Origin of the sequence: Nocardioides sambongensis (genome assembly GCF_006494815.1) — a bacterium.
GTDB classification, from domain to species: Bacteria; Actinomycetota; Actinomycetes; order Propionibacteriales; family Nocardioidaceae; genus Nocardioides; species Nocardioides sambongensis.
The window spans coordinates 2,725,776-2,750,477 of the sequence record NZ_CP041091.1 but is presented as its reverse complement, the minus strand read 5'-3'; the positions used below and the strand labels follow the sequence as shown (position 1 = coordinate 2,750,477).

The 24,702-nt window shown below is 69.1% G+C and carries 18 protein-coding genes; 7 read left to right on the top strand and 11 right to left on the bottom strand.

Translation table 11 applies throughout. The annotated features are described in order from the left end of the window. Window positions 1-52: 52 nt before the first annotated feature. Genes FIV43_RS12990 through FIV43_RS12975 form a run of 4 tightly spaced genes read right to left on the bottom strand, consistent with a single transcriptional unit; the run spans window position 53 to window position 4,957 of the window. A complete protein-coding gene (locus FIV43_RS12990) occupies window positions 53-1,267 on the bottom strand; it encodes a substrate-binding domain-containing protein (protein WP_141014480.1) in 1,215 nt (404 codons plus the stop codon). Next, entirely contained in the window at window positions 1,267-2,376 is a 1,110-nt protein-coding gene (locus FIV43_RS12985) for an ABC transporter permease (protein WP_141014479.1), read from the bottom strand. The genes FIV43_RS12990 and FIV43_RS12985 overlap by 1 nt, the downstream gene beginning before the upstream one ends. Further along, window positions 2,373-3,398: an ABC transporter permease gene (locus FIV43_RS12980; protein ID WP_141014478.1), complete on the bottom strand. Its 1,026-nt coding sequence runs from the start codon at window positions 3,396-3,398 to the stop codon at window positions 2,373-2,375. Before FIV43_RS12980 ends, FIV43_RS12985 begins: the two co-directional genes overlap by 4 nt. Continuing rightward, window positions 3,395-4,957, bottom strand: a complete 1,563-nt coding sequence (locus FIV43_RS12975) for a sugar ABC transporter ATP-binding protein (protein ID WP_141014477.1) — start codon at window positions 4,955-4,957, stop codon at window positions 3,395-3,397. Before FIV43_RS12975 ends, FIV43_RS12980 begins: the two co-directional genes overlap by 4 nt. 95 nt (window positions 4,958-5,052) lie before the next feature. Here FIV43_RS12975 and FIV43_RS12970 point away from each other — a divergent pair, with 95 nt between their 5' ends. Continuing rightward, window positions 5,053-6,234, top strand: a complete 1,182-nt coding sequence (locus tag FIV43_RS12970) for an ROK family transcriptional regulator (RefSeq protein ID WP_141014476.1) — start codon at window positions 5,053-5,055, stop codon at window positions 6,232-6,234. Window positions 6,235-6,463: 229 nt separating this feature from the next. Beyond that, a complete protein-coding gene (locus tag FIV43_RS12965) occupies window positions 6,464-8,470 on the top strand; it encodes an ATP-dependent DNA helicase (protein ID WP_231123223.1) in 2,007 nt (668 codons plus the stop codon). Window positions 8,471-8,507: 37 nt separating this feature from the next. On the opposite strand, the gene FIV43_RS12960 is transcribed toward FIV43_RS12965, so the two are convergent. Both FIV43_RS12960 and lexA read right to left on the bottom strand, forming a co-directional pair. Next, window positions 8,508-10,214, bottom strand: a complete 1,707-nt coding sequence (locus tag FIV43_RS12960) for an MXAN_6640 family putative metalloprotease (RefSeq protein WP_141014475.1) — start codon at window positions 10,212-10,214, stop codon at window positions 8,508-8,510. A 205-nt stretch (window positions 10,215-10,419) separates the two neighbouring features. Further along, entirely contained in the window at window positions 10,420-11,151 is a 732-nt protein-coding gene (lexA, locus tag FIV43_RS12955; protein ID WP_141014474.1) for a transcriptional repressor LexA, read from the bottom strand. A 409-nt stretch (window positions 11,152-11,560) separates the two neighbouring features. Here lexA and FIV43_RS12950 point away from each other — a divergent pair, with 409 nt between their 5' ends. Then, the gene (locus tag FIV43_RS12950) at window positions 11,561-11,938 is read left to right on the top strand and encodes a LysM peptidoglycan-binding domain-containing protein (protein WP_141014473.1); all 378 of its coding nucleotides are present in this window, start codon (window positions 11,561-11,563) and stop codon (window positions 11,936-11,938) included. A gap of 182 nt (window positions 11,939-12,120) precedes the next feature. On the opposite strand, the gene FIV43_RS12945 is transcribed toward FIV43_RS12950, so the two are convergent. After that, a complete protein-coding gene (locus FIV43_RS12945; RefSeq protein ID WP_141014472.1) occupies window positions 12,121-12,447 on the bottom strand; it encodes a hypothetical protein in 327 nt (108 codons plus the stop codon). A 377-nt stretch (window positions 12,448-12,824) separates the two neighbouring features. Between FIV43_RS12945 and nrdR the strand changes: the two genes are divergently transcribed. Both nrdR and FIV43_RS12935 read left to right on the top strand, forming a co-directional pair. Next, window positions 12,825-13,322, top strand: a complete 498-nt coding sequence (gene nrdR, locus FIV43_RS12940) for a transcriptional regulator NrdR (RefSeq protein WP_141014471.1) — start codon at window positions 12,825-12,827, stop codon at window positions 13,320-13,322. Window positions 13,323-13,539: 217 nt separating this feature from the next. Beyond that, window positions 13,540-16,455 carry a vitamin B12-dependent ribonucleotide reductase gene (locus FIV43_RS12935; RefSeq protein ID WP_141014470.1) on the top strand — a complete coding sequence of 972 codons (2,916 nt, stop codon included), beginning with the start codon at window positions 13,540-13,542 and terminating at the stop codon, window positions 16,453-16,455. 950 nt (window positions 16,456-17,405) lie between these two features. On the opposite strand, the gene FIV43_RS12930 is transcribed toward FIV43_RS12935, so the two are convergent. After that, window positions 17,406-17,954, bottom strand: coding sequence for a hypothetical protein (locus FIV43_RS12930; protein WP_141014469.1), 549 nt, complete (start codon window positions 17,952-17,954; stop codon window positions 17,406-17,408). Window positions 17,955-18,199: 245 nt separating this feature from the next. Here FIV43_RS12930 and FIV43_RS12925 point away from each other — a divergent pair, with 245 nt between their 5' ends. Continuing rightward, window positions 18,200-21,568 carry an NACHT domain-containing protein gene (locus FIV43_RS12925; RefSeq protein ID WP_141014468.1) on the top strand — a complete coding sequence of 1,123 codons (3,369 nt, stop codon included), beginning with the start codon at window positions 18,200-18,202 and terminating at the stop codon, window positions 21,566-21,568. Window positions 21,569-21,750: 182 nt separating this feature from the next. On the opposite strand, the gene FIV43_RS12920 is transcribed toward FIV43_RS12925, so the two are convergent. Together FIV43_RS12920 and FIV43_RS12915 are read right to left on the bottom strand one after the other, a co-directional pair. Beyond that, window positions 21,751-22,446, bottom strand: a complete 696-nt coding sequence (locus FIV43_RS12920) for a helix-turn-helix domain-containing protein (RefSeq protein ID WP_141014467.1) — start codon at window positions 22,444-22,446, stop codon at window positions 21,751-21,753. Continuing rightward, window positions 22,443-22,820, bottom strand: coding sequence for a hypothetical protein (locus FIV43_RS12915; protein ID WP_141014466.1), 378 nt, complete (start codon window positions 22,818-22,820; stop codon window positions 22,443-22,445). The genes FIV43_RS12920 and FIV43_RS12915 overlap by 4 nt, the downstream gene beginning before the upstream one ends. A 12-nt stretch (window positions 22,821-22,832) precedes the next feature. Here FIV43_RS12915 and FIV43_RS12910 point away from each other — a divergent pair, with 12 nt between their 5' ends. Continuing rightward, window positions 22,833-23,246 carry a hypothetical protein gene (locus FIV43_RS12910; RefSeq protein WP_141014465.1) on the top strand — a complete coding sequence of 138 codons (414 nt, stop codon included), beginning with the start codon at window positions 22,833-22,835 and terminating at the stop codon, window positions 23,244-23,246. Window positions 23,247-23,824: 578 nt separating this feature from the next. Here FIV43_RS12910 and FIV43_RS12905 read toward each other — a convergent pair. Beyond that, complete coding sequence (locus FIV43_RS12905) at window positions 23,825-24,658, bottom strand: AAA family ATPase (RefSeq protein ID WP_141014464.1); 834 nt, start codon at window positions 24,656-24,658, stop codon at window positions 23,825-23,827. Window positions 24,659-24,702: the final 44 nt, after the last annotated feature.

Below are 24,702 nucleotides of genomic sequence, written 5' to 3'. Positions count from 1 at the left end.
GGGTGCGAGGCCGGCGGCGGAGCCTCGCAACCGTGGCGCGACGCGGCGCCGACTACGGGATCTGGCGGTCCTGCCAGACCTGCGGGTAGCCGGGCAGGTCCTCGCCACCGAACTTCGCGTAGTGGCCGTCGGGCATCCCGTCGTTGGCGTCGAGGTAGGCGGCCCGCTCCTCCTCCGTGATCGGGGTCTGCGGCAGCACCCACTCCGTCGGCACCTGCTCTCCGGCGGCGATCATCTCCAGCGCGAGCAGCGGGGTGCGCCACTGGAAGTTGGAGTAGACCGGAGCCAGGCCGTTGAGCCCGGTCTCCTCCCACTTGCGCAGGAAGCTCATCTCGTCCTCGCCGGTCATCACCGGGTAGTCCATCCCGGCGTCCTCGAAGGCCTCGATCGCGGCCACGGCACCGTCTCCGGCATCCATCCAGACCCCGGCCACGTCACCCTTGGTGAGCTCGTCGGTGATGATCGACTTGATCGTCTCCGGGTTGGCCTCGGTGAAGTGGTCCACGGCCTCGATGCCGGCCTCGTCGAAGATCTTCTCCGCGGCTGCCCAGCGGGTCTCCAGCACGTCGACCCCGGGCAGGATGCGCAGCGCGATGACCTTGTCCCCCTCCTCGAGGTTGTCGACCAGGAAGTTCGCGGTCGCGATGCCCCAGGCGTAGCCGCCGATCGGGTGGATGAAGGTCGTCGGGCAGTCGGTCTGCACGCCGCGGTCGAAGACCACCACCGGCTTGCCGGTCTCGCAGGCCCGCTCGACCGCCGGGGTCATCGCGGCGGTGGAGTTGGGGGAGATGACGAAGGCGTCGCAGTTGCCCTCGGAGATGAAGTAGTCGATGTCGGCGATCTGCTGGTTGTCGTCGTCACCGGCGTCGCGGGTCTCCATGTCGGAGACGACGCCGTTCTTCTTCAGCACCTCGAGCTGCTGGTTCATGGTGATCCAGCCGGTCTGTCGCCACGGGTTGGAGATCGACGCGTTGGCGAAGCAGACCTTCATCGGCTTGTTCGTCTTCCAGTCGGCGGTGTCGGTCATCGGCCCGTCGATGTACTGCAGCCACGGCTGGTCCTCCGGCCCGGAGAAGGTGGCATCCATCTGCTCCATCTGCTCGTCGTAGTCCGCCTGGACGAACCATTCCTCGCTGCTGGTGTCGCTCTCCTCTCCGGAGGTCGACTCGTCGGTGGCGTCGGTGCCGGACTCGTCGGTCGAGCACGCGGTCAGCACCGCCAGGACGGCTGCTCCGGCGAGCAGTCCCTTGAGTGGGGTTCTACGCATCAAATGCCTCCTGTTGTCGGGCCCACGGTGGGCTCGTCGGTGGTACTGGGTCCGCTGGTGCGTCCCGGGGAACCTGGTGGCGACGTCGCAGGGCGCCGGCCCACGGTCCAGGCCCGGGCGGCGAAGGCGACGGCGACGATGATGATCAGGCCCTGCACGGTGTCGCGCCAGGTCGAGGCGACCTCGAGCACGGTGAGCAGGGTGAAGAGGAGCTCGAGGGCGAAGGCGCCGGCGACCGCGGAGAGCACCCAGCCGCGTCCGCCGCCGAGCACCACGCCGCCGAGCACGACCGCGGTGATCGCCGCGAACTCGTAGCCCTCGCCGACGGTGGGGTGCACCCCGGCGTAGCCGACCAGCAGGATGCCAGAGACGGTGGCGGCCAGGGAGGAGAGCACGAACGCGCGGGTGGTGACCCACCAGGTGCGGGCCCCCGAGATCCTGGCTGCGGCCGGGTTGTCGCCGACGGCCAGCAGGGTGCGTCCATAGGGGCGGCGCATCAGCCACACCGCCGCGGCGGCGAGCACCACCAGCACGATCAGCGGGTAGGGGACCACCTCGACCACCGGGACGTCCTCGATCACGCCGCGTCCGATCTGGCGGAAGTCGTCGTTGGGTGGCGCGTCGGCGGCGCCGCCGGAGAGGTAGCGGACCAGGCCGAGCAGGGCCAGCATCATCGCAAGGGTGACGATGAAGCTCGGCACCCGCAGCAGGGTGGTCAGCAGGCCGTTGAGCAGCCCGATCCCGGCGCCCAGCGCGAACATCAGCAGCAGGCCGGTGACGTTGCGGCCGGTGTCGTCGCCGATGAAGTTGCCGGCGATCACCACCTGCGCCGCGATCACCGCGCCCATCGAGAGGTCGAACTCGCCGGCCACGATCACGTAGTACTGACCGATCGCGGCGATCGCGATCGGCGCGGTGCGACCCAGGAAGCGGATCAGCACCCCCGGGTCGCCGAAGTTGGGGTTGGCGATGACGGTGGCGACCAGCAGCACCAGCGCCAGCACGTAGATCGCGCCACCCGGCGTGGTCGCCGCGGTGAGGAAGCGGCCCAGCGGGGAGCGGGCGTGTGCGGGCAGCGGGCGGGTCCGTGGCGCGACGTCGGTGCTCATCGGGCCTCCTCGAGGGCGGAGTCGAGGACCCCGGGTCGGTCGAAGCGGGCCGGCCGCCGGTCGATCTCGCGGCGGGCGTAGACGGCCACCGCAGCCACGATCACCACGCCGCGCACCACGTTGCGCAGGAACGGGTCGACCTGCATCACGGCCATCACGTTGTCCATCACCGCGAAGATCGCGACGCCGGCGATGGTGCCGGTGACGTTGCCCTTGCCGCCGGCGAGCAGGGTGCCGCCGAGCACCACCGCGGCGATCGACATCAGGTCGTACTGGCCCTGGCTCCCCACGTTCGGGTTGCCCACCGAGAGCCGGGCGAGCAGCAGCAGCCCGGCGCACCCGGCGAGGACCGAGCAGAGCACGTGGGCGGCCAGCAGCGGGATCGTCGTACGGATCCCGGAGAGGCGGGCGACCTCGGCGTCCCCGCCCACGGCGTAGAGGTGGTGGCCCAGCCGGGTACGACGCAGCAGCAGCACCGCCCCGGCGGCGCAGGCCAGCATCAGCAGCGTCGAGACCGGCAGCGGACCGACGAAGGAGATCCCGATCATCCGGAACGACTGCGGCGCCGAGCCGTGGTTGCCCTGGTAGTTGGTCGCCAGGTAGCCGCTGATGATCAGGCCGGTGCCGAGGCTGGCGATGAAGCCGTGCACCTTGAGCACGCTGACCACGAACCCGTTGACCAGTCCGACGACCGCGGCGACGCCGAGGCCGACCACCACGCCGGGGACCATGTTGCCGCTCTCGCCGGCCATGACGCCGCCGGCGACCACCCCGGTCAGGCTGGCCACGAACGGCACGGAGAGGTCCAGGCTGCCGCCGAGCACGACGAGCGTCTGTCCGATCGCGATGAGGCCCAGGATGCTCATCGCGGTGAGGATGTCGCGCAGGTTGCCGGTGGAGAAGAAGTTCCGGCCCTCCAGCGCGGTCAGGATCGTGCCGAGGACGACCGCGCCGACCAGGACCAGGCCGACGATGCCGGTCGAGGTCAGGCCGTGCAGGCGACCGCTGGTGCTGCTGCTCACGGGCCCACCTCCTCGCCGGCCGCCGCGCTCGCCCCGGTGGCCAGCTGCAGCACCGTCTCCTCGCTGGACCCGGCGGGCAGCTCCCCGGCCACCCGGCCGTCGCGCATCACCAGGATCCGGTCCGACATCCCGATCACCTCGGGCAGCTCGGAGGAGACCATCAGCACCGCGACGCCCTCGGCGGCCAGCACCCGCATCAGCTCGTAGATGGCGTGCTTGGCGCCGACGTCGATGCCGCGGGTGGGCTCGTCCATCAGCATCACCCGCGGCTCGGTCACCAGCCACCGGCCCAGCACCACCTTCTGCTGGTTGCCCCCGGAGAGGAACTGCACCTCCTGGTCCAGCGCGCGAGCGGCGACGGCCATGTTGGAGAGCAGCCCGGGCACCTCGCGCCGCGCCCGCGGGGTCCGGAACGGGAAGACCGCGCGCACCGGACCCAGCGCGTTGTCCAGGATCGACTGGTTCAGCGCGAGGCCGGTGGCCTTGCGGTCCTCGGTGATCAGCGCCAGCCCGGCGCGGACCGCGGCGCGCGGTGACCCCGGACGCACCGGACGCCCGCCGACCCGCATCTCACCGCGGGTGAAGGGCTGGACGCCGAAGACCGCCTCCATCAGCTCCGTGCGGCCCGAGCCCTGGAGGCCGGCGATCCCCACGATCTCCCCGGCGCGCAGGGTGAGGTCGACCCCGTCGACGTACCCGTTGCCGGCGGCGCGCAGCTCGAGGCGCGGCTCGCCGACCTCGGTGCCGGGGGCGGGGTCGGGGAAGAACGCGCTCATCTCCCGGCCCACCATCAGCCGGATCAGCTCGCTGCCGTCGAGGTCGTCCGCGGCCCGGGTGGTCACCTGCCGGCCGTCCTTGAGCACCGTGATGGTGTCGCAGAGGTCGAAGATCTCCTTGAGTCGGTGCGAGACGTAGAGGATGGCCACCCCGCGCCCGGTGAGCTCCCCGATGATCCGGTAGAGCAGCTGCACCTCGTGATCGGCCAGCGCGGCGGTCGGCTCGTCCATGGATATGATGCGTGCGTCGTAGGAGACGGCCTTGGCGATCTCGACGACCTGCTGCTCGGCGACCGAGAGGCTGCGCACCGACTGCTGCGGCCGGAGACCGTCGACGCCGAGCTGGTCGAGCAGGTCCTGGGTGTCGCGGTGCATCCGGGCCACGTCGACCAGGCCGCGCCGGCGCGGCTCGCGGCCGAGCCAGAGGTTCTGGGCGACGGAGCGCTCGGGCAGCAGGTTGAACTCCTGGAAGACCGTGGAGATGCCGGCGTGCTGGGCCTGCAGCGGGTGGTGGAACGTCACCGGCTGCCCGTCCAGCTCGACGGAGCCGCGGTCGGCCACGTGCACGCCGGCGAGGATCTTCATCAGGGTCGACTTGCCCGCCCCGTTCTCACCGACCAGTCCGTGCACCTGGCCGGCCCGCAGGTCGAGGTCCACGTCGGCGAGCACGGTGTGGCCGACGAACGACTTGGTCAGGCCGCGGGCGCGGAGCAGCACCGGCGCCTGCGCGCCGGTCGCGGTCGGGTCGATCGTGGCGTCGGGGCTCGACGGTGAGCGGGTCACGGCGACACTGTGACACGCGTCACGCACTTCTGTCGAGAGTCCGGCAAAAGTCGTGAGGTAGACGTGTCGAAGTGGCGCGTGGTTGACTCCGCAGCGTGCGCGCCAGTGACGTCTTCGACCTGCTCAGGGACGGTCGGCCGCGCACCCGGGCCCAGCTCGCCGAGGTCACCGGCCTCGCCCGGTCCACCGTGTCGGCGCGCCTCGAGGCACTGATGGCACTGGGGCTGGTGGTGCCGGTCGAGGGCGTGTCCACCGGTGGTCGCCCGCCCGCCCTGCTCACCTTCAACCCCGGCGCCCGGGTCGTCGTCGGCGTCGACCTCGGCGCCACCCACGCCCGGGCCGCGATCGCGGACCTGGACGGGCGGGTGCTGGCCGAGCGCGGCACCGCGCTCGACATCGCCGAGGGTCCGGACCCGGTGCTGGCCTGGGTGGAGCAGGCCATCCGCGCGCTGCTCGCCGAGCAGCGGCGACCGCTGGCCGACCTGGCCGCGGTCGGGATCGGCCTGCCCGGTCCGGTGGAGCACTCCACCGGCCGCGCCATCAACCCGCCGATCATGCCGGGCTGGGACCGGTACGACGTGCCGGCGGCCGTGCAGCGCGCCTTCGCCGTCCCGGTGCTGGTGGACAACGACGTGAACGTGATGGCGCTGGGCGAGCAGCACGCCCACCTGCGCGACACCACCGACCTGGTCTTCATCAAGGTCGGCACCGGCATCGGCGCCGGGATCATCTCCGGCGGCGCCCTGCAGCGCGGTGCCCAGGGCACCGCCGGCGACCTCGGCCACGTCCAGGTCGCCCGGGCCGGCGAGGTGACCTGCCGGTGCGGGAACCAGGGCTGCCTGGAGGCGATCGCCGCGGTGCCCGCGGTGGCGGCCGCGGTGCGGGCCGCCGGTGTCGAGGTGCCCGGCGACCACGACGTGGTGGCGCTGGTGCGCGCCGGGGACCAGTCCGCCGTGCAGGCGGTGCGGCAGGCCGGCCGCGACCTCGGCGAGGTGCTGGCGACCCTGGTGAACCTGGTCAACCCCTCCTCGATCGTGATCGGAGGGTCGTTGGCGAGCGCCGGTGAGGGGCTCCTCGCCGGCATCCGCGAGGTCGTCTACCGTCGCTCGCTGCCGCTGGCCACCGAGCACCTGCAGATCACCACGTCCCGCGCCGGCGAGCGCGCGGGTGTGATCGGTGCGGCGGCGCTCGCGATCGGGCACGTGCTGGCGCCCGAGTCGATCGACGGCGCGGTCGAGGGCGGTGCCCCCGGCGCACCACTCGCCGCCCACGCCTGACCCGTTGACTTGGCCTTTCGCCCCGTTGACTTGGGCTTTCGGGCCCGTTGACTTGGGCTTTCGGGCCCGTTGACTTGGGCTTTCGCCCCGTCGAGTCGCCCGTTCGCCCCCACGAGTCGGCCTCTGGGGACCGTCGGGTCGATCCGTGTCCCCGGTCTCAGCCGTCCCGTGGCCGCGGACCTGTGGAGGGCCTCGGTCGACGGGGAGTGCCCACGGCTAGGGTTCTCTGGTGTCCGCCGAGCCCTCCGAGTCAACCCCGAGCAGCCCGGTCCGCGACACTCTGGCGGCCGCGGTCAGCGCACTGGGCGGCCAGCAGCGCGACGGCCAGGTGACGATGGCCGAGGCCGTCGCTGCCGCGATGACGGACCGACGGCACCTGCTGGTCCAGGCCGGCACCGGCACCGGCAAGTCGCTGGGCTACCTGGTGCCCGCGCTGCTGCACGACGACCGGGTGGTGGTGGCCACCGCGACCCTCGCCCTCCAGCACCAGCTGGTCGAGCGGGACCTGCCGCGGCTGATCGAGGCCGTGGGCACCCGCCCCGGCGTCGACAGCTCCTTCGCGGTCCTCAAGGGCCGCTCCAACTACGCCTGCCTGCACCGGGTCCGTGAGGGCGCGCCGGACGACCAGGGCGAGCTGATCCGCTCCGAGGATGCGCTCGGAGCGATGGGCAAGAAGGTCCTCGAGCTGCGTGAGTGGGCCGAGGAGCAGGCGTCCGCGAGCGGCTCGGGGGAGAAGGACGCCGCACCACGACACACCGAGAAGGAGTGGCGCCAGGTCAGCGTCAGCCACCGGGAGTGCCTGGGAGCGGCGAAGTGCCCCTTCGGGGAGGAGTGCTTCGCCGAGCGGGCCAAGGAGAAGGCGCAGCGCTCGCACCTGATCGTCACCAACCACTCCCTGCTCGCGATCGACGCCGTCGAGGGCGTCCCGATGATCCCCGACTACGACACCGTGGTGATCGACGAGGCCCACGAGCTGGTCGCCCGGGTCACCCAGGCGGCCACCGACGAGCTGTGGGTCGCCGAGGTGGAGCGGACCGCGCGCCGAGCGATGCGGCACGCCGACGGTGAGGCCCCGAACGACCTGGCCGATGCCGCCGACGCCCTCCGCGATGCCATCGCCGAGGCGCGGCCGGGACGCTTCGACGTCGTACCGGAGGAGCTGGCGGACGCGCTGACGCTGGTCCGGGATGCCGCGCGGGCCTGCGTCTCGGCGTTCCCGAAGCAGAAGGCCGACGAGGCCGACGCGGCCTTCACCCAGGCCAAGGGCGCGGTCCAGGAGCTCTTCGCGACGACCGAGCGGATGGCCGCGGGCTCCGACGCCGACGTCCTGTGGCTCACCGAGGGCACCGACCGGCTGCCGCCGCGGCTCTGCATCGCACCGCTCCAGGTGTGGGGCCAGATGCGGGACAAGCTGCTGACCGACAAGACCGCGGTGATGACCTCCGCGACGTTGATGCTGGGTGGGGACTTCAACTCGGTGGCCACCGGCGTCGGACTGAAGCCGACCGAGCGCGCCGAGCCGGGATCGCCGGTCGGGGAGGTCCGTGAGGGCGTCGAGCCGTGGATCGGCATCGACGCGGGCAGTCCGTTCGACTACCCCCGCCAGGGCATCCTGTACGTCGCGCGCCACCTGCCCCCGCCCGGGCGGGACGGGCTCGGCTCCGCCCAGCTGGACGAGATCGTCGAGCTGGTCGACGCCGCCGACGGCCGTGCGCTGGGGCTCTTCTCCAGCCGCCGCGCCGCGGAGACCGCCGCCGAGGAGGTACGCCGCCGCCTGCCGCACCTGACCACGCTGGCCCAGGGAGACGCTCAGTTGCCGGAGCTCGCTCGGCAGTTCGTGGCCGACCCGTACACCATCCTGTTCGGCACGCTCGGCCTCTGGCAGGGCCTCGACGTCCCCGGCGACACCTGCCAGCTGGTGATCATCGACCGGATCCCGTTCCCGCGTCCCGACGATCCGTTGATGAGCGCCCGTCAGCGGGCCGCCGACAAGGCGGGCGGCAACGGGTTCATGCAGGTGGCGGCGACCCATGCGGCCCTGCTGCTGGCCCAGGGGGCCGGCCGGCTGATCCGCACGCACGCGGACCGCGGAGTGGTCGCGGTGCTCGACCCCCGTCTGGCCACCGCGCGCTACGGCGGCTTCCTCAAGGCGAGCCTGCCGGCGATGTGGCCGACCACCGACCCCCAGGTGGTGCGCAAAGCGCTGGCCAGGCTGGCCGGCTCGACCAGCGCCTGAGCAGCCTGATTCAGCGCACGGGGTTCAGCGCAAGGGATCAGCGCACGAGTGCGGCGCGGACCACCTGCTTGCGGGCGTCGTCGCGTGGCACGCCCTGGCAGGTCCGGCTCCACGGGTAGCCCAGGTCGCAGCGGTAGCGGGTGCTGGCATTGACGATGCTGATCTCGATCCACTTCACCTGGCTGCGCCGGAAGTCGAACCGCTTGAACCGGTCGCCGTCCTTCTTCAGCCAGATCCGGTGGGTCGTGGCGGGTTGGCCGCGCTTCTTGACGGTGGCGAGCACCGCTCCGCCCTGGGCCACGTCGTTGAGGTCGACGCCGACCCGCAGCGCCCAGTTGCCGCGGGCGCCCGGGACGAATCGGTAGTGCCGCGCGGCCAGGTGGTCCAGGCGGGAGGTCTGCACGGTGCGGACCCGCTTCTTGGTCAGCTTGACCCGCTTGCTCAGCGGGGCGGTCGGGTACTTGTTCGCCGCGGCCTCGTCGTACGTCCGGTTCGGTCGCCGGTTGTCGGCCGCGAACCGCGGGAAGACCCGGTTGAGTGTCGTGCCGCGGGCCGCGAGCGCCTTCTCGACGCCCTGCACGCTGTAGTAGCCCTTCGCGCCCGCGCCGTCGTGCGCGAGGGACTCCCACAGCTCGCGGATCAGGTCGGGCAGCCCGGCGGTGGCGGCAGGGTAGCGGTCGGTCAGGTAGCGGAAGAAGATCCAGGTGCCGTAGTGGGCGGACCCGCCGAAGGTGTCGAGCGACTGCGCCGGACGCCCGAGCGGCCCGTAGCGCAGGTAGTTCACGTTGTCGTTGACGTCGTCGTAGAGGTAGTCCTCGGCCCACGTCGCGGTCGCTTCGAGGATCCAGGAGTCCTCGTCCACGTCGTAGGCGTACTGCACGGCGTGGAAGTACTCGTGGGCCGCCGTCACCTGCATGTTCCCCAGCGGCGTGTGCGCGGGGAACTCGCTGGCGGCGTAGTCGTTGTCGAGGACGCAGTAGGCCCAGCTCGCGACGTGCGCGGTGCCGTCCTGGTCGTCCTCGAGGACAGCCGGGTCGTCGGTGGTGCAGTAGCCGTAGAGGCCCTGCTGGCCGATCTCGCCGAGGTAGATGTCGGGCAGGTCGTTGCCGCCGAGCCCGTCGTCGGAGACCACGCTGCGATAGCCCGCGTCGGCGTAGGTGCCCACCACGTGGCTCATCTCGGCGAGCACGACCTCGACGTAGTCGGGGATGCCGTCGCCGGCGGTGCCGTCCCACGCGCCGCCCGGGCCGTCGTCCTCGGTGGGGACCGCGTTGTAGCTGTCGCCCTTCTCGCCGGCGCCGAGGGCCGATCCCTTGTTCACCCAGTGCACGCAGACCACGTCGGAGCAGGTGCTCTTCGGGGTCGCGGCCTCGCGGTAGCAGGTGACGTCGCCATAGGTGCCGTGCAGCGAGCACTTGCCGGTGCTGCCGTCGCCGGCAGGTCGGGCCAGCAGCCGCTCCGCCTCCGCCCGCTCCTCGCCGGTCAGCGAGCTGGCGCGCACCGCCAGGTCGCGCAGCGCCAGGGTCAGGTCGGACTCGGTCACCGTGCTGGTCGCGCCGTCGGCGGTGGTGGTGCCGGGATCGGCCAACGTCTCGGGCGTGGCAGTGCCGTCCTCGAGCAGGTCCTCCACCGTTGCCAGCGCGTCCTCGGCCAGGGCGGTCGGCTCACCCGGTGCCGCAGGATCGGCCGGGTCCGTCGGCGAGCTGCTCAGCCCGGGGTTGTCCATCGGGGTCGGTGCAGCCACGCCTGCAGGCATGCCGATCAGGACGAGGGCGGCGGTGGTGGCGAAGGCGGCACCGATGGACGCCGTACGACGAGAGCGCAACGTGGGACTGCTTTCGCTGGGGGAGCAGACGGAGGAGGGACCGCCTGAGCCTACGCAGCCGGTCCCTCCAACTCCATCTGACGCGACACCCGGGGCCACCCGGACGGGCGACCGGGGTGTCGCGTCAGACCCGACGCAGCACCGCGGTGACCTTGCCGAGGATGGTGGCGTGGGTGCCGTCGATCGGGTCGAACGACGCGTTGTGCGGCAGCAGCCAGACCTTCCCCTCCTTGCGCTGGAACGTCTTGACCGTCGCCTCGCCGTCGATCATCGCGGCCACGATCTCGCCGTTCTCCGCGGTGTTCTGCTGGCGGATCACCACGTAGTCGCCGTTGCAGATGGCAGCGTCGATCATCGACTCGCCACTGACCTCGAGCAGGAAGAGTTGACCGTCGCCGACGAGCTGGCGCGGGAGCGGGAAGACGTCTTCGACGCGCTCCTCGGCGAGGATCGGTCCGCCGGCGGCGATCCGCCCGACGACCGGGACGTTGGTGGCCTGCGGGTTGGCATCGCCGACGCCGGTCTCGTCGACGCTGCTCTCCTCGGCCCCGGAGATGGAACGGCGTGCCGCCATCACCTCGGGCAGGAACACCTCGATCGCGCGGGGGCGGTTCGGGTCGCGCTTGAGGAAGCCCTTCTCCTCCAGCATCCGCAGCTGGTGGGCCACGCTCGAGGTGCTGGTGAGGCCCACCGCCGCGCCGATCTCGCGCATGCTGGGCGGATAGCCGCGGACCTCGATGGAGTCCTTGATGGTGGCCAGGATCCGCTGCTGACGCGGGGTGAGGCCGGTGGCGTCCGGCGGGCCGTCGGGGAACTCGCGCACGGCTGCCTTGCCGGGAGTCTTCTTGCCCGTCATCGGATCCTCCTGGGAGTGCTGGGTGCCGTGCTGGCGCAGCGTCGGGACAGCCGTGGGGCGGAGCGAGCTGCGGGCCGGCTCGTGTGTCGACGGTAGCGCCCATCCGCGACTCGGATCAAACACCTGTTCGAAGCGGGCGTGTCGGCGCCGCGGTCGCTCGTCGCCGCCCCGAGCGGTCGCCGGTCGCCGCCGTAGGGTTCGAACATCGATTCGAACAACCTCTTGACCTCGTTCGAACAGATGATCTAACGTCGTACAGGTGTTCGATTCGAACTGATGGTCGAGAGGCCCGCCGGACTTCCCGTCGGACGCAGTCCGCGGGATCTGTCGGGGGCCTTCGCCAGAGTCTCGATCGCACGCCAACCGACCCGAGGTTCCGCTCGCGGAGCCACTTCCCCCGGAGGTCACCATGAGCACGATCACCCTTTCCCCCGTTTCCCGTACGACGCCGGCCCGCGACGTCCGCCGTGCGACGAGCTCACGCCGACCGGGTGTCCGGCTCACCCGCCGCGGGCGTGCCGTGGTCTTCGCGCTCGGGCTGATGGTCGCCTTCGGCCTCGGCATCTGGCTGGCCTCCGGCTCGATCGCCACCTCCGAGCAGGGAGAGGCGCCGGTCGAGGTGGTCACCGTCGGGCACGGCGACACGCTGTGGGAGATCGCGAGCGACGCCGCGGCGAGCACCGGCGACGGCGACGTCCGCTCGGTGATGGACCGCATCCAGGAGCTCAACGCCCTGGACTCGAGCGTGGTCTACGCCGGTCAGGACCTGCGCGTCCCGACCGAGTGACGGTTGACGGCTGAGGCGCCACGGGCCCTCGCCACCAAGACTCGTGTCCATCGCTTCGACCCCGGTGGACGCAGGGGCCCTGCCAAGGCCCACAGGGGAAGACGAGGGGCGGGATCGCCGAGATCCCGCCCTCGCGCTGTTCGCTGGGTCCGAGGTCGCACCCTCGGTGATCGCCGCGGCGTTCAGCGCGACGCGCGCCGCCCGCCCTTGGGTGTCGAGGGGTCGCGCTTCGGTCGTGGCTCCGGTGCGTGAGTCAGTCCGAGCGCGCGGGAGAGGCGCACGATGAGCATGAAGGAGAGGAACAGGCACGCCACGGCGCCGATGGCGGCCAGCACGAGGAATCCCCAGGCGGCGGCGTCGCCGTCCTGGCGGGCGGTGGCGCCGAAGTCGATCGCGGCGTACACCAGGTAGCCCCACGCGACCAGGCTGAGCGTGATGCCCCCGGCGAGCAGGAGATAGGTGGGGCGGAACCTCCGCTGCTGTCGATCGCCGGCGCGCTTCCCACTCACGGGTTCATTCTCCCTGATCGGTGGGTGCGCGTCTGCCGCAACCCGCCAGCCGGGGCGACCGGATCGGCTCGCGACACGCCTCCGCCGGCCCGCGCCGGAACGTCCGGCGCCGCGGTGACCTGCGCAAACGAGTGCGCGAGGGAGTCGGTCGAGAAGTCTTTACCCCCGGGTGTTGCATGGCTTGGGGCACAGGCGTACGGTTACCACTACATCTAGTAGTTACAGCGGTGTAGTTCTCCACATCTAGTTCACAGAACGGGTGCTGAGTACTCACAGTTCTCGACTGGATCTCCACAGCATCACCTCGTTTTTCCACACGCCACCACCGTGTCCGGCCGTCATCGACGTGCTGGACGTGCCCCCGGGAGGAGGACCCTGTGCACTGCCCGTACTGCAAGCACTGCGACACCAAGGTCCTCGACTCCAGGGTCGCCGACGACGGCGGGTCGATCCGCCGGCGCCGGATGTGCCAGGCGTGTGAGAAGCGGTTCACCACCGTCGAGGCGATGCAGTTGACCGTGCTGAAGCGATCGGGCACCACGGAGCCCTTCGATCGCAACAAGGCCGTCTCCGGCGTGCGCAAGGCGTGCAAGGGGCGACCCGTCTCGGAGGACGCTCTCGCTCGCCTGGGTCAAGAGGTCGAGCACCAGCTGCGCCTGGCCGGGAGTCCTGAGATCGCCGCTCACGAAGTGGGCCTGGCGATTCTGCCTCCGCTGAGAGCGCTGGACGAGGTCGCCTACCTGCGGTTCGCCAGTGTCTACCGTGGCTTCGAGTCCGCCGAGGACTTCGAGGCCGAGATCGCCGTGCTGCGCGCCGATCATGCGCTGCAGTCGGCCCAGCCCGATCCCGCCGTACTGGCGTCGCGGTCGGGCTGACCACAAGCTGCCCGGCAGGTAGTGGGGAAGCTGCCTGCCGGGCACCAAAACATCTCACCGGCACCCTCGCTCGGGTCGAAAGTGTCGGTGCACCCGGGGAGACTCGGAGTCATCGGGTCCGCCACCGGTGACCGCCCCGTCGCACCATTCGACCCACCGCAATTCGTCCCGCAAGTCGCCCAACCAGCCGCACCAACCAGGGGAGTACGAACAGACCATGACCGAGACGGTGAACACCTCCGCCGACACCGGCGCGTCCAGCGGCCTGAAGATCGAGCGTGTCTTCAGCACCGAGGGCGTGCACCCCTACGACGAGATCACCTGGGAGCGGCGCGACGTCGTCCAGAAGAACTGGAAGACCGGCGAGACCGTCTTCGAGCAGACCGGTGTGGAGTTCCCCGACTTCTGGTCGCTGAACGCCTCGACCATCGTCACCACGAAGTACTTCCGCGGTGCGGTCGGCACGCCGCAGCGTGAGAGCAGCCTCAAGGACCTGATCGACCGTGTGGTGAAGACCTACACCAAGGCAGGTGTGGACAACGGTTACTTCGGCTCCGCGGCGGACGCCGAGGTGTTCGAGCACGAGCTCACCTGGCTGCTGGTCCACCAGTACTTCTCGTTCAACTCCCCGGTCTGGTTCAACGTCGGCACCAGGTCGCCGCAGCAGGTCTCCGCCTGCTTCATCCTCTCGGTCGACGACTCCATGGACTCGATCCTGAACTGGTACAAGGAGGAGGGGTTCATCTTCAAGGGCGGCTCCGGCGCCGGCCTCAACCTCTCCCGGATCCGTTCGTCCAAGGAGCTGCTCTCCTCCGGCGGCACCGCCTCGGGCCCGGTCTCCTTCATGCGTGGCGCCGACGCCTCGGCCGGCACCATCAAGTCCGGCGGCGCCACCCGCCGCGCGGCGAAGATGGTCGTGCTGGACGTCGACCACCCCGACATCGAGCAGTTCGTGATGACGAAGGCGCGTGAGGAGGACAAGATCCGCGCGCTGCGCGACGCCGGGTTCGACATGGACCTCGGCGGCGAGGACATCACCTCCGTGCAGTACCAGAACGCCAACAACTCGGTGCGGGTCAGCGACGAGTTCATGCGGGCGGTCGAGGACGGTGCCGAGTTCGGCCTGCGCTCGCGCAGCACCGGCGAGGTGATCGAGACCGTCGACGCTCGCGACCTGTTCAAGAAGATCTCCCAGGCCGCCTGGGAGTGCGCCGACCCGGGTCTGCAGTACGACGACACCATCAACGACTGGCACACCAACCCGGAGACCGGTCGGATCACCGCGTCCAACCCGTGCTCGGAGTACATGTCGCTGGACAACTCCTCCTGCAACCTGGCCTCGCTCAACCTGCTGAAGTTCTTGCGCGACGACGACACCTTCGACGCGGACACCTTCCGCAAGGCCGTCGAGTTCGTCATCACCGCGATGGAGATCTCGATCTCGTTCGCCGACTTCCCGACCGAGTCGATCGGCCAGACCACCGTCGACTACCGCCAGCTCGGCATCGGCTACGCCAACCTGGGTGCGCTGCTGATGGCGATGGGCCTCGGCTACGACTCCGAGGGCGGTCGCTCGATGGCGGCCACCATCACGTCGCTGATGACCGGTACGTCGTACCGCCGGTCGGCCGAGCTCGCCGCGGTGGTCGGCCCGTACAACGGCTACAGCCGCAACGCCGAGGCCCACCAGCGGGTGATGCGCAAGCACCAGGCTGCCAACGACCAGGTGCGCACCATGCACGTCGCGGACTCGACCGTGCACAAGCTGGCCACCGAGGAGTGGGCCAAGGTGATCGAGCTGGGCAAGGTCAACGGCTTCCGCAACGCGCAGGCCTCGGTGCTCGCCCCGACCGGCACCATCGGCTTCATGATGGACTGCGACACCACCGGCATCGAGCCCGACTTCTCGCTGGTGAAGTTCAAGAAGCTCGTCGGCGGCGGCTCGATGCAGATCGTCAACCGCACCATCCCGCGCGCTCTGAAGAAGCTCGGCTACCAGCCCGAGCAGGTCGAGGCGATCGTGGACTACATCGCCGAGCACGGCCACGTCGTCGACGCCCCCGGCCTGAGGACCGAGCACTACGAGGTCTTCGACACCGCGATGGGTGAGCGTGCGCTGAAGCCGATGGGGCACGTGAAGATGATGGCGGCGACCCAGCCGTTCCTCTCCGGTGCGATCTCCAAGACCGTCAACCTTCCCGAGTCCGCGACGGTCGAGGACATCGAGTCCATCTACCTGGAGTCGTGGAAGCTCGGCCTGAAGGCCACCGCGATCTACCGCGACAACTGCAAGGTGGGTCAGCCGCTGGCCGACGGCGGCGGCAAGGCGAAGAAGGACGCGGCCGACAAGGCAGCGGCCGGAGCCGCCGCGGCCGAGGTCGTGGAGAAGGTCGTGGAGAAGGTCGTCTACGCCCCGACCCGCAAGCGTCTCCCCAAGTCGCGGACCGCCCGGACCACGTCGTTCACCGTTGCCGGCGCCGAGGGCTACATGACCTCCGGCGCACACGACGACGGCAGCCTCGGCGAGATCTTCCTCAAGCTGGGCAAGCAGGGCTCGACCCTGGCCGGCGTGATGGACGCGTTCTCGATCGCGGTGAGCATCGGCCTGCAGTATGGCGTGCCGCTGGAGACCTACGTCTCGAAGTTCACCAACCTGCGGTTCGAGCCTGCCGGTCTCACCGACGACCCGGACGTCCGGATGAGCCAGTCGATCATGGACTACGTGTTCCGCCGCCTCGCGCTTGACTACCTGCCGTTCGACGAGCGTGCTGCCCTCGGCATCTACTCGGCCGAGGAGCGTCAGCGCCACCTGGAGACCGGCTCCTACGAGCCCGTCGAGGAGACCGGAGCCGCCTCCGAGCTGCTCGAGGCCGCCCCGACGGCGAAGGGCACCCCCGCCCCGGCGGAGTCCGCTCAGCCCGCTGCCCCAGCCGAGGTGGTCGACGAGTCCGACGACGGTGAGGACCTCCTCGCCGGCGCTCCCCAGGTGGCCCGCACGACCGCCGAGCTGCTCGAGAAGATCAGCGGCCACGCCGTGGACTCCCCGCTCTGCATGACCTGCGGCACCAAGATGCGTCCCGCCGGTTCCTGCTACGTCTGCGAGGGCTGCGGAAGCACCAGCGGCTGCAGCTGATGTCAACGGCCAAACAATGTCCACGCTGGATCGGTCGCTAATGTCCTGACCTCGGCCAGCAATGTCCGGGAATCGGTCATGCGGACATTCCAGTAGGGCGTGAGACGGCCCGGTCACCGCGATGCGGTGGCCGGGCCGTCGTCGTTGGAGCGGTCTGCGCGGTCGCGGAGTGTCCCGCGTCAGCGGTCCCTGCGCCCGCGCAGCTCAGGGCGCCTGCGAAGGCCCGCAGGAGCATTGAGAGTGGCGCCGGCGTGGTGAGCGGGGGATGGGGGCAGTACGTGGGTATCCGCGGTCGATGCGTGAAACGCGGCGGATCGACTGGCCTCTACGCGGCGGAACGACGCGGCGAGACGGAGACAGCAGCGATGGCGCCTGGTCTCAACGTCCCTCGCCATCTGATCGCCGGGCTAGCCGGTTCCATATCCGTCCGAGGCGTGGAGCGAAGGCGCGATCGATCGCTGCATCGAGTTCCGCAGCCCATGTGTTCACCTCAGGCTGCCGGGAGTCGTAGTGCCGGTTTCCATGTGCGTCGAACGGGACGCTGCTGCGCGTGACCAGACGTCTGTCGTCGTGGTGAAGGAGATTTCTGTACGGGTATGCCGCTCGCCTGGCCTGAGCGAGGTCCGGCCAATCCAGCTTCTCAAGAGGTGTCTCGTCGATAACCGAGTCGGCCATCAGGAGGTATCCGGACATGTCCCCAGGACTCGTTGGAACTCCCTCAGCGCGATTTCGCCCTCGCGGCGACGTGTGCGATCACCTCGCCAGTTGTCAGCAGTGATAGCGATGGCTGCGGCGATGACACCAGAAGCCAGCGTGGTTCCCAGAGTGGCGATGACGGACACGGTTGAAGTATCGCGAGGCGCGCAGTCCGTAGGTCAAGAATCGACCCCGCGAGGTGGCGCTTTGGCACTGGTCTTGAGTGACGCCGATCCGTGCAGCCGTAGTGAAGTCTATTTCAGCGACCTGACCGACTCGTTTAGCTTCTTGAGTTGCTTCGTGATCCCGTTGATCGTTCCTGGCGGAGTGGCCGAAGCCCTTCGGTATTCATCGACGTCGAGCTCGTAGGCAATTGGCAGCACGGCGCCGAAGGGACCGCTGGATCTGACGGTGACCTTGAACCGCTTCGCCGACGCCCCGTTGAGCCAGTCAGGCGCCAGGTTGAGGTGCCATCTCATCGTGCGACCGGGTGGCATGCCGACGATCCGATATTCCGATGAGCTGCCGGACCCGCCGATCTCGCGAGGAAGCGGCGGATCGAACGCGACTGAAACGTCCGTGGCTGTCGTGGGACCTTCGTTGTGCACCACGAGCATCATGAGGTGCATTGACTCGTCATTGGGTCGAATGTCGGCCCAAACGTACGGTTGGGCCTGGTCTTCTCGCATCTGCTGCTGCAACGCGGTCTGCTGCCTCGCCGAGGCCGTCTGCTGACTGGTGAAGTACAACGCCGCCAGCGCTAGAAGCGCCGAGATTGCCGCGATCCATCCGGAGGGATCCATGTGGTCCACCCTATGCGCCAAATTTGAAGTCGATCCCATTGTGCGGCGGTAAAACGCAGCCGCTACCAAGTCTTCACATCGGCCCGCACCGCCGCGCTGGATCGTGCCTGCTCTGGGTCGTGCCTGCTCAGCGTCAGGGCGGCTTCGTCGCTTCGTGGCTCCGTTGTCTCGTCTCGCCGGCGGCTTGTCGGTCGACGCGAGTCGGCCCTTCGCGATATCTGTTGACCCGTCGTAGGAGGAGAGACGTGGCTGAAGACGAGTATCGGTACCTGTACGAGCGGCTGAGCCCAGGCGAGTTCCAGCAGCTCGTCTCGGCCTTGCTGTCGTACAAATACGCCGACTTCCGAGCGTTCCCCATCGGACAGGCGGACGGTGGACGCGACGGTTCTATCGACGACCCTGGGGCGGCCATCGTGTTTCAGGACAAATGGTCGAAGCGGGGCCGCGAGAAGGACCCGGTCAAGTGGCTGACTGACGCCATCGAAGGCGAAGAGAAGAACATTCGGGCGTTGGCCGGCAAGGGCGTGCGTCGGTACATCCTAGTAACGAACCTCGAAGGCACGTCGATGCGTGACCAAGGCCAGATGGACAAGTTCGACGTCGAGTTGCGCAAGTTCGAGAAGAAGTACGAGATGCCCCAGATGGAGTGCGTCTGGCGCCCGACGCTGAACGCCTGGGTGAACGGCGCACCCACCGAGATCGTGTGGGCGTTTGCCGACATGCTTGCCGGCTGGGACCTAGTTCGATACCTGATCAGCGAGTTCGTCGGGTCGAACCAAGACACCAGAACTCGACACCTCGTTCGCAAGATCGCCGCGGTCGCTTGGAAGGATGACGAGAAGCTCAAGTTTTCGCAGTTGGCCATCGGCAAGCACCGAGTTGCCGACCTGTACGTCGACGTGGGCGCCCGCCAGCTCCACGCTCCCGTTGCCGCCGCCGGTCAGCGCTTCAGCGATGCGAAGACCATCCCGATCTCGAGCACCCGGGTGTTGCCAAGCGCCTCGGACCACGTTGTCACCAGCGTGCTGCCGTACACCCTCGTCCTGGGTGCTCCCGGGCAGGGCAAGTCGACGCTGACCCAGTACCTCTGCCAGTCACACCGAGCGAGGTTCGTGTCAGACGACGTTCGCAAGGACGGCCTTTTCGAGCTGAAGGACGACCAGGTGCGGTTCCCTGTCCGGGTCGAGCTCGGCATGTACGCGGCCTGGTTCGAGGGCGAGGACGTTTTCGAGGAGGAGGCGCCCAAGGGCAAGCGGAAGTCGTTGAAGGACGGCTCCATCGAGCTGTTCCTCGCGGACGTCTTCGCTCACGCGACCGGCGACGCGAGCATCGACTCCCGCGCCGTGGACGACCTGTTGAACTTGGTGCCGGCGTTGGTCGTCTTCGACGGGCTCGACGAGGTCGGCAACTTCAACGCACGCAAGCGGGTCGTGGAGGAGATCGAGCGCTTCTGCGCGGCCGGCGCGGCGTACAAGACCCGGCCACGCGTGCTGGTGACGTCACGACCGAACGCGAGCGACCTGCCGGAGCCGTCGGAGGACATGTTCGAGATGGTGGCGCTGGAGCCCTTCACCGACAAGCAGATCTCGACGTACATGCAGCGTTGGTGCCTCGCGAACGAGATCAAGGCTGCCGACGGCCGCAAGGTAAGAAAGGCATTCCGGGCACGCGCCCAGGAGGCCTACATCGGGGAACTTGCGAGCAACCCGATGCAGCTGACCATCCTGCTCGACCTTCTGAACCGGGATGGCGAAGCGGCACCCACGCAGCGAACCGACCTGTACGACAGCTACGTGGAACTTCTCCTCATCCGGGAGGCGAACCGGCACCCGAAGAGCGTGAAGAACCATCAGGGCGATCTGAAGGACATCGTCCCGTTCCTCGGGTGGTACATCCAGTCCCGCAGCGAAGAGCACAACCTTTCCGGTCGCATGTCGAAGGCGGAGATCGAAGCTGCGATGGAGCACTTTCAGATCACGTACTCGAAGCCGACCGCCGTAGTCGGAGAGCTTCTCGACGCCGCCAGTGACCGGCTCTGGGCGTTGACGAGCAAGGAGCAGGGCACCTACGAGTTCGACATCCAGTCGCTGCGCGAGTACTTCGCCGCCAAGTTTCTATACAGGTTCGCCGGCGAGGAGAACCGGGAGTTCGACAAGACCGACGTTCTGCGGGCGCTCTTGTGCCGGCCTTACTGGTTCAACACCGCGCGGTTCTACGGTGGCAACGCTGACACGACCGACCTATACGTCCTCGCTGGAGGCATCGAGGATGCGGTGGAAGGCGAGTCTGACCGGCAGACCTTGATCGTGGCCTGGACGCTCCTGACGGACGGCGTGTTCAACGCCCGACCCAGACAAGCCAACCAGGTGTTGAAGGCGCTTCTGCGGGACGACTACATCCCGGTGCTCCGCGAAGCGCTCAGTCGACGTCAGATCGTCTCGCTGCCGGGTTTGCCTACTCCATCGAGCAATAGCCCGGTGTGGGACGACCTCACCCAACGGACCCTCGAGCGGTGGAGCCCGCAAGGTGTTCGAGCTGTCCGCGCCATCCATGACCTCCTGGGCTGCGGACGTGAGTTCGGCGAGTGGTGGCGCGCACAGCTGCCGTCTTTCATCGGCACCGAGCGAGAGCACGATTGGATGCGGACCGGTGCTGCGTTCGAGTCCGGCACTGGGCACGTCGACGACTCGGTCCTCGCACGTATCGCGTTGGCGAACGGCGGAGCAGAGATGTTCCTGAACGCCGGGCTGTCACCGTCACCGGGAAGCAGCCTGGAAGCGCAGCTCGTCAGCGAGGTTCTGGACGGCCAGGTCCAAGCCCCCAGCTCAACGAACTCACATCCAGCCAGGGTCGCCGTCGCCCTGTCTCCCGCTGAGATGTTTACCGACTCTCCGAGCGGCTTCACGGACAGCGGCGAGGCCGCCACGCGGCGGCGCAACGACGCAATCCGGGGACTGGGCCGGGTCCACTCACCGTTCCAGACCATCGCCAAGGAAAGGGTGTTCAAGAAGGGCGAGAAGGGTTCGACCTTTCCCTGGAGCAGAACGGCGACCGCTCTGTTCGATGAGGTCGGACACTGCTGGCTCGCGTCGACGATCGCGGTGATTGGCGCTGCGCATCCGCACAATACCGGTGCCGCGGTCTTCAACGGCACAACGGCCTTCGGCCCCAAGCACCACCCCGCAACGCTGCTCCGCGAGACTCGGGCACACGCCGACGATGAGGGTTGGTGGAAGGCTCAGCTGGACGCCGCTCAAGAGGACCTCGCCCGGGCGGAGTGGGCGTTGGCACTATGGGCCGTCGCGACCACCAAGGTTCTGGATGTGCTGTTGCCGACTTGGGCGCTCGTAGCTGGCGCTCTTCCATCCAACCGACGGACGGCGCTGGACCAAAGCGTCACATTGCTGAACGCCAGCGGTGTACTGCGTTCCCGGCCGATCCATACCGCCACTAGCGGTGGAACGACCGAGAGACTCGTATTGGCGCGGGGCGGCCGCCGCGGTGGTGGTGGGGTGAGCTTGCCATCGAGCGAACCGCCGCCGGCCCTTGCCATCACGGCGCGCGACGAGAAGTGGCTCCTTGTCGACAAGATCTCGCCGGCGCGGTACCGGTAGAACCTCACCAGACCTCTCCCCAGCGGGACGGCGCCGACCGGCTGAAAGCTAGCGACGAAACCGACGACGACGGCGCGATCCTTGTACTTGTCGGGTTGGGAGACGGAGTGCCCGTGGTCTTCTACATGCAAAACGGCGATGGCGACAGCACGACCTGCCCCATAGTGGGCGCTATGACCGCTCTAGCCCCCTGGGTAGTCGCAGAGGGTGTCGGGCGTGGCGGGGATGGTTTGGCTGGTGTCGACGAGGCCGGTGCGGGCGAGGTTGGGGAGGGTGATTTCGCGGTCGGTCTTGCTCAGGCTGCGGCGGACGTCTTCGCCTCTTTGGATGCGTCGTAGGAGTCGGGCTTGGTTGACGTTCATAGGGCCCGTGGGGTGCGCCGACGCGGCTGGCGTGGCGGTTGCCGGTGGGTGGACGTTGAGCGGGTTGAGTCGCAGGGTTTCGCCGTGGCGGGCGAGGCTGATCCCGAGGGCGTGGAGGTGGTCGGTGAGCGCCTCCAGTTCTGCTTCGACGGTCTCGATGGGGGTGTCGAGGGTGGCGGCGAGGGCGCTGAGGGTGGTCCCTGTGGTGGCCAGGGTGCTGCCGATGCGTTGGCGCAGGCGGCGCGACCGCTCCGCGGAGGTGTCAGTAGGTCTTCCGGTGCCGGGGACGGGGTGGTCGTCTGGTCCGGTTTGGTCGGGTGGGCGCAGGAGCGTTGCGGGCGGGACGCCGAGCGCTGTGGCGATGCGGTCGAGGACGCGTAAGGGGAGGTCGCCGGGGTCGGCGCCGTCTTCGACGCGGCGGATGGTGGCGGGGTCGACGCCGGCGGCTTTGGCGAGGTTTCGTTGGGAGTAGCCGCGGTCGGTTCTGAGGACGCGGAGGTGGGTGGTGTCGATCATGGGAGCTGGTGGAGCGTGATGCCGAGCTGGCGCAGGGCTCTGGTGGTGTGGTTGCGGGTTCGTTCGGCTCGGCGGCCGTGGACGTGGATGCCGAGGTCGGTCTGGGCGTCGGTGAGCGCTTTGGCCAGTGCTTTGGTGTTGTGTGGCAGCAGCGGGTCGCCGGGGGTGGCGCCGTGCTTGCTGCGTAGGTGGTGCTGGGCGCGCAGTGCGGTTGCGGCGGCGGGGCTGAGCTCGATCTCTGTGCTGGGGCAGTGGATGGTGCCGTTGGTGGGGTCGGTGTCGCCGAGGGTGATGGTGGTCAGGTCGGCGACGCCGTATCCGTGGCGGGTCAGGGCGGTGGTCAGGGCCCGGTAGGGCTGGCGGTAGGCGAGCATGGCGGCGTCGACGTGGTCCTGGGTGTGGATGGGTCGTTCTTCGTGGTGGTGGAGCCGGGTGTGGTCGACCTTGAGGTAGAGGTCGTGGTTCCAGGCGGCGATCTGCAGGCCGCGGATGTCGATGGCGAGCTCGGGGTCGCTGGGTGCGTGGTTGAGGATCGCGAAGACGAGGTCGGCGATGGTGGCCTCGGTGGCGCCGGTACGGGCGAGCGCCGTGCTGGCGTGGCCGACCGCAGTCGCGAGTCGTTGACCGACTTTCTGAAGTTGGGCGGGGTCGAGCTGGTTCTGGCAGGCGGCCCAGAAGTGGGTGAACTCGACCTGTGGGACGGCCCGAGTGACCCAGTCGGACGGGTCGGTCGGGTCTTCACCGCGTCTCTGTGCGCGCTGTGGGAGCTGTGCGTGCCGGTGATGCTGCGGGCGCCATGAGCGCTGGGGTCGGTGGTGGTGTCGTGGTTGTCGTGGTTGTCGTGGGTGGTGTTGGGGCTGGCGGTTTGGGGGATCTCGCCGGTGGTGCCGGTGCGTGTGGCCTGCCGGTCGAGGGCGTGGGCGATGGAGTCGCTGCGTGGTGGGGCGTGCAGGAGCCACAGCCGTTCGACGCCGCCTTCGTGGGCGAGTTCGCGCAGTCTGCGCAGGGTGTTGGGCCGGAGTCGTTGGGTGTGGTGGATGGTCAGGTCGGGGGTCTGGTGGGCGTGCAGCCACGCTTGGGCGTGGTCGATGTCCTCTTGCTCGTTGTGGCCCTTGCCCGCGATGTCACGGCGCTTGCCGATCGCGGCGAGGACGTCGCCGGCGATGACGTGCAGGCGGCGCAGGTTGGGGCGGATCTCGATCGCCAGCGGCCCGGTCGGGTCTTGCGCGGGTGGTGGCGCGGGGACCGGGGTGTGCGTGGTGTCGATGGTGATGGTGTCCATGTCCGGGGGTCCTGGTCGGCTTCTTGGTCGGCTTCTTGGTCGGCTTGGTGGTCGGTTTTTTGGCGGCTCAGGTGCATTGGAGCGCCTGGGGTGGGGTTACCTGCGGGGCTGGGGCAGTTGGCGAAGCGCTTGGAGGGTGGCTTTGGCGAGGGGTACGTCGAGGCGGGGGTGGTCGTTGTCCAGTGAGTCAGGCAGAGCCGTGTGTTGGGCCTGGTGCTGGTGGTGGAGTGCGAGTGCGCGGTCCAGGAACCGGGTCCAGTGGCCCAGGTTGCCGTGGCAGACCTTGTCGTCGATCCGGATCAGGAGTTGGGGGTCGGCGGTGAGGAACAGCGGATGCAGGCTTTGCAGGGTGCTGAGTAGGTTGCGGTCCTTGAGTGGGCCGACGCGTACGGTGCCGGTGATGGCGTTGGCGAGTAGCGGGTCGCGGTGGATTGCGGTGCCGACGGTCTCGTTGCCGATCAGGATCAGGGACCAGGCTGCGTCGGGTCTGTCGTGGAGCCACTGAAGTTCGCCTGCGGCCTCGGTGGTGAGGCGTTCGGCATGTCGGATGACAAGGATCCGGGGTTGTGCGGCGAGAGCGTCGACGAGGTCGTCTTGTACGTCGCGCTGCGGGAGGTCGACGTCGTCGGTGGCGACCTGGCGCAGGAGGCGGGTGTCGAGCTGTTTGGCGCTCAGGCCCGGAGAGAGGTCGAGCCAGTGCCACGGCAGTGCCTGCTCCTGGAGGTAGGCCTTCACGGCGGTCGATCTGCCAGTGCCGATAGGGCCGTGGACGAGCATTCCTTCCGCGCGGGGGATCACGTAGCCGGCGGTTTGTCGGACGTCCTTCACGGCGGGCGTGGCAACCAGGCGACGGCCGTCGCCGGACCCATGTTCGGGTCCGGCAACGGTCGCGCTCAGTGCCGCCACCGGGGCGGCCACGGGGGCGGCCACGGGGACTGCCACGGGGACTGCCACGGGGACTGTGGCGGGGGTGT

Excerpts from the sequence above, each read along its gene's own strand:
- FIV43_RS12990 (WP_141014480.1), bottom strand. The coding sequence starts at position 1,267 with ATGCGTAGAACCCCACTCAAGGGACTGCTCGCCGGAGCAGCCGTCCTG.
- FIV43_RS12985 (WP_141014479.1), bottom strand. The coding sequence starts at position 2,376 with ATGAGCACCGACGTCGCGCCACGGACCCGCCCGCTGCCCGCACACGCC.
- lexA (WP_141014474.1), bottom strand. The coding sequence starts at position 11,151 with ATGACGGGCAAGAAGACTCCCGGCAAGGCAGCCGTGCGCGAGTTCCCC.
- FIV43_RS12950 (WP_141014473.1), top strand. The coding sequence starts at position 11,561 with ATGAGCACGATCACCCTTTCCCCCGTTTCCCGTACGACGCCGGCCCGC.
- FIV43_RS12935 (WP_141014470.1), top strand. The coding sequence starts at position 13,540 with ATGACCGAGACGGTGAACACCTCCGCCGACACCGGCGCGTCCAGCGGC.
- FIV43_RS12930 (WP_141014469.1), bottom strand. The coding sequence starts at position 17,954 with ATGGATCCCTCCGGATGGATCGCGGCAATCTCGGCGCTTCTAGCGCTG.
- FIV43_RS12920 (WP_141014467.1), bottom strand. The coding sequence starts at position 22,446 with ATGATCGACACCACCCACCTCCGCGTCCTCAGAACCGACCGCGGCTAC.
- FIV43_RS12915 (WP_141014466.1), bottom strand. The coding sequence starts at position 22,820 with ATGCTCGCCTACCGCCAGCCCTACCGGGCCCTGACCACCGCCCTGACC.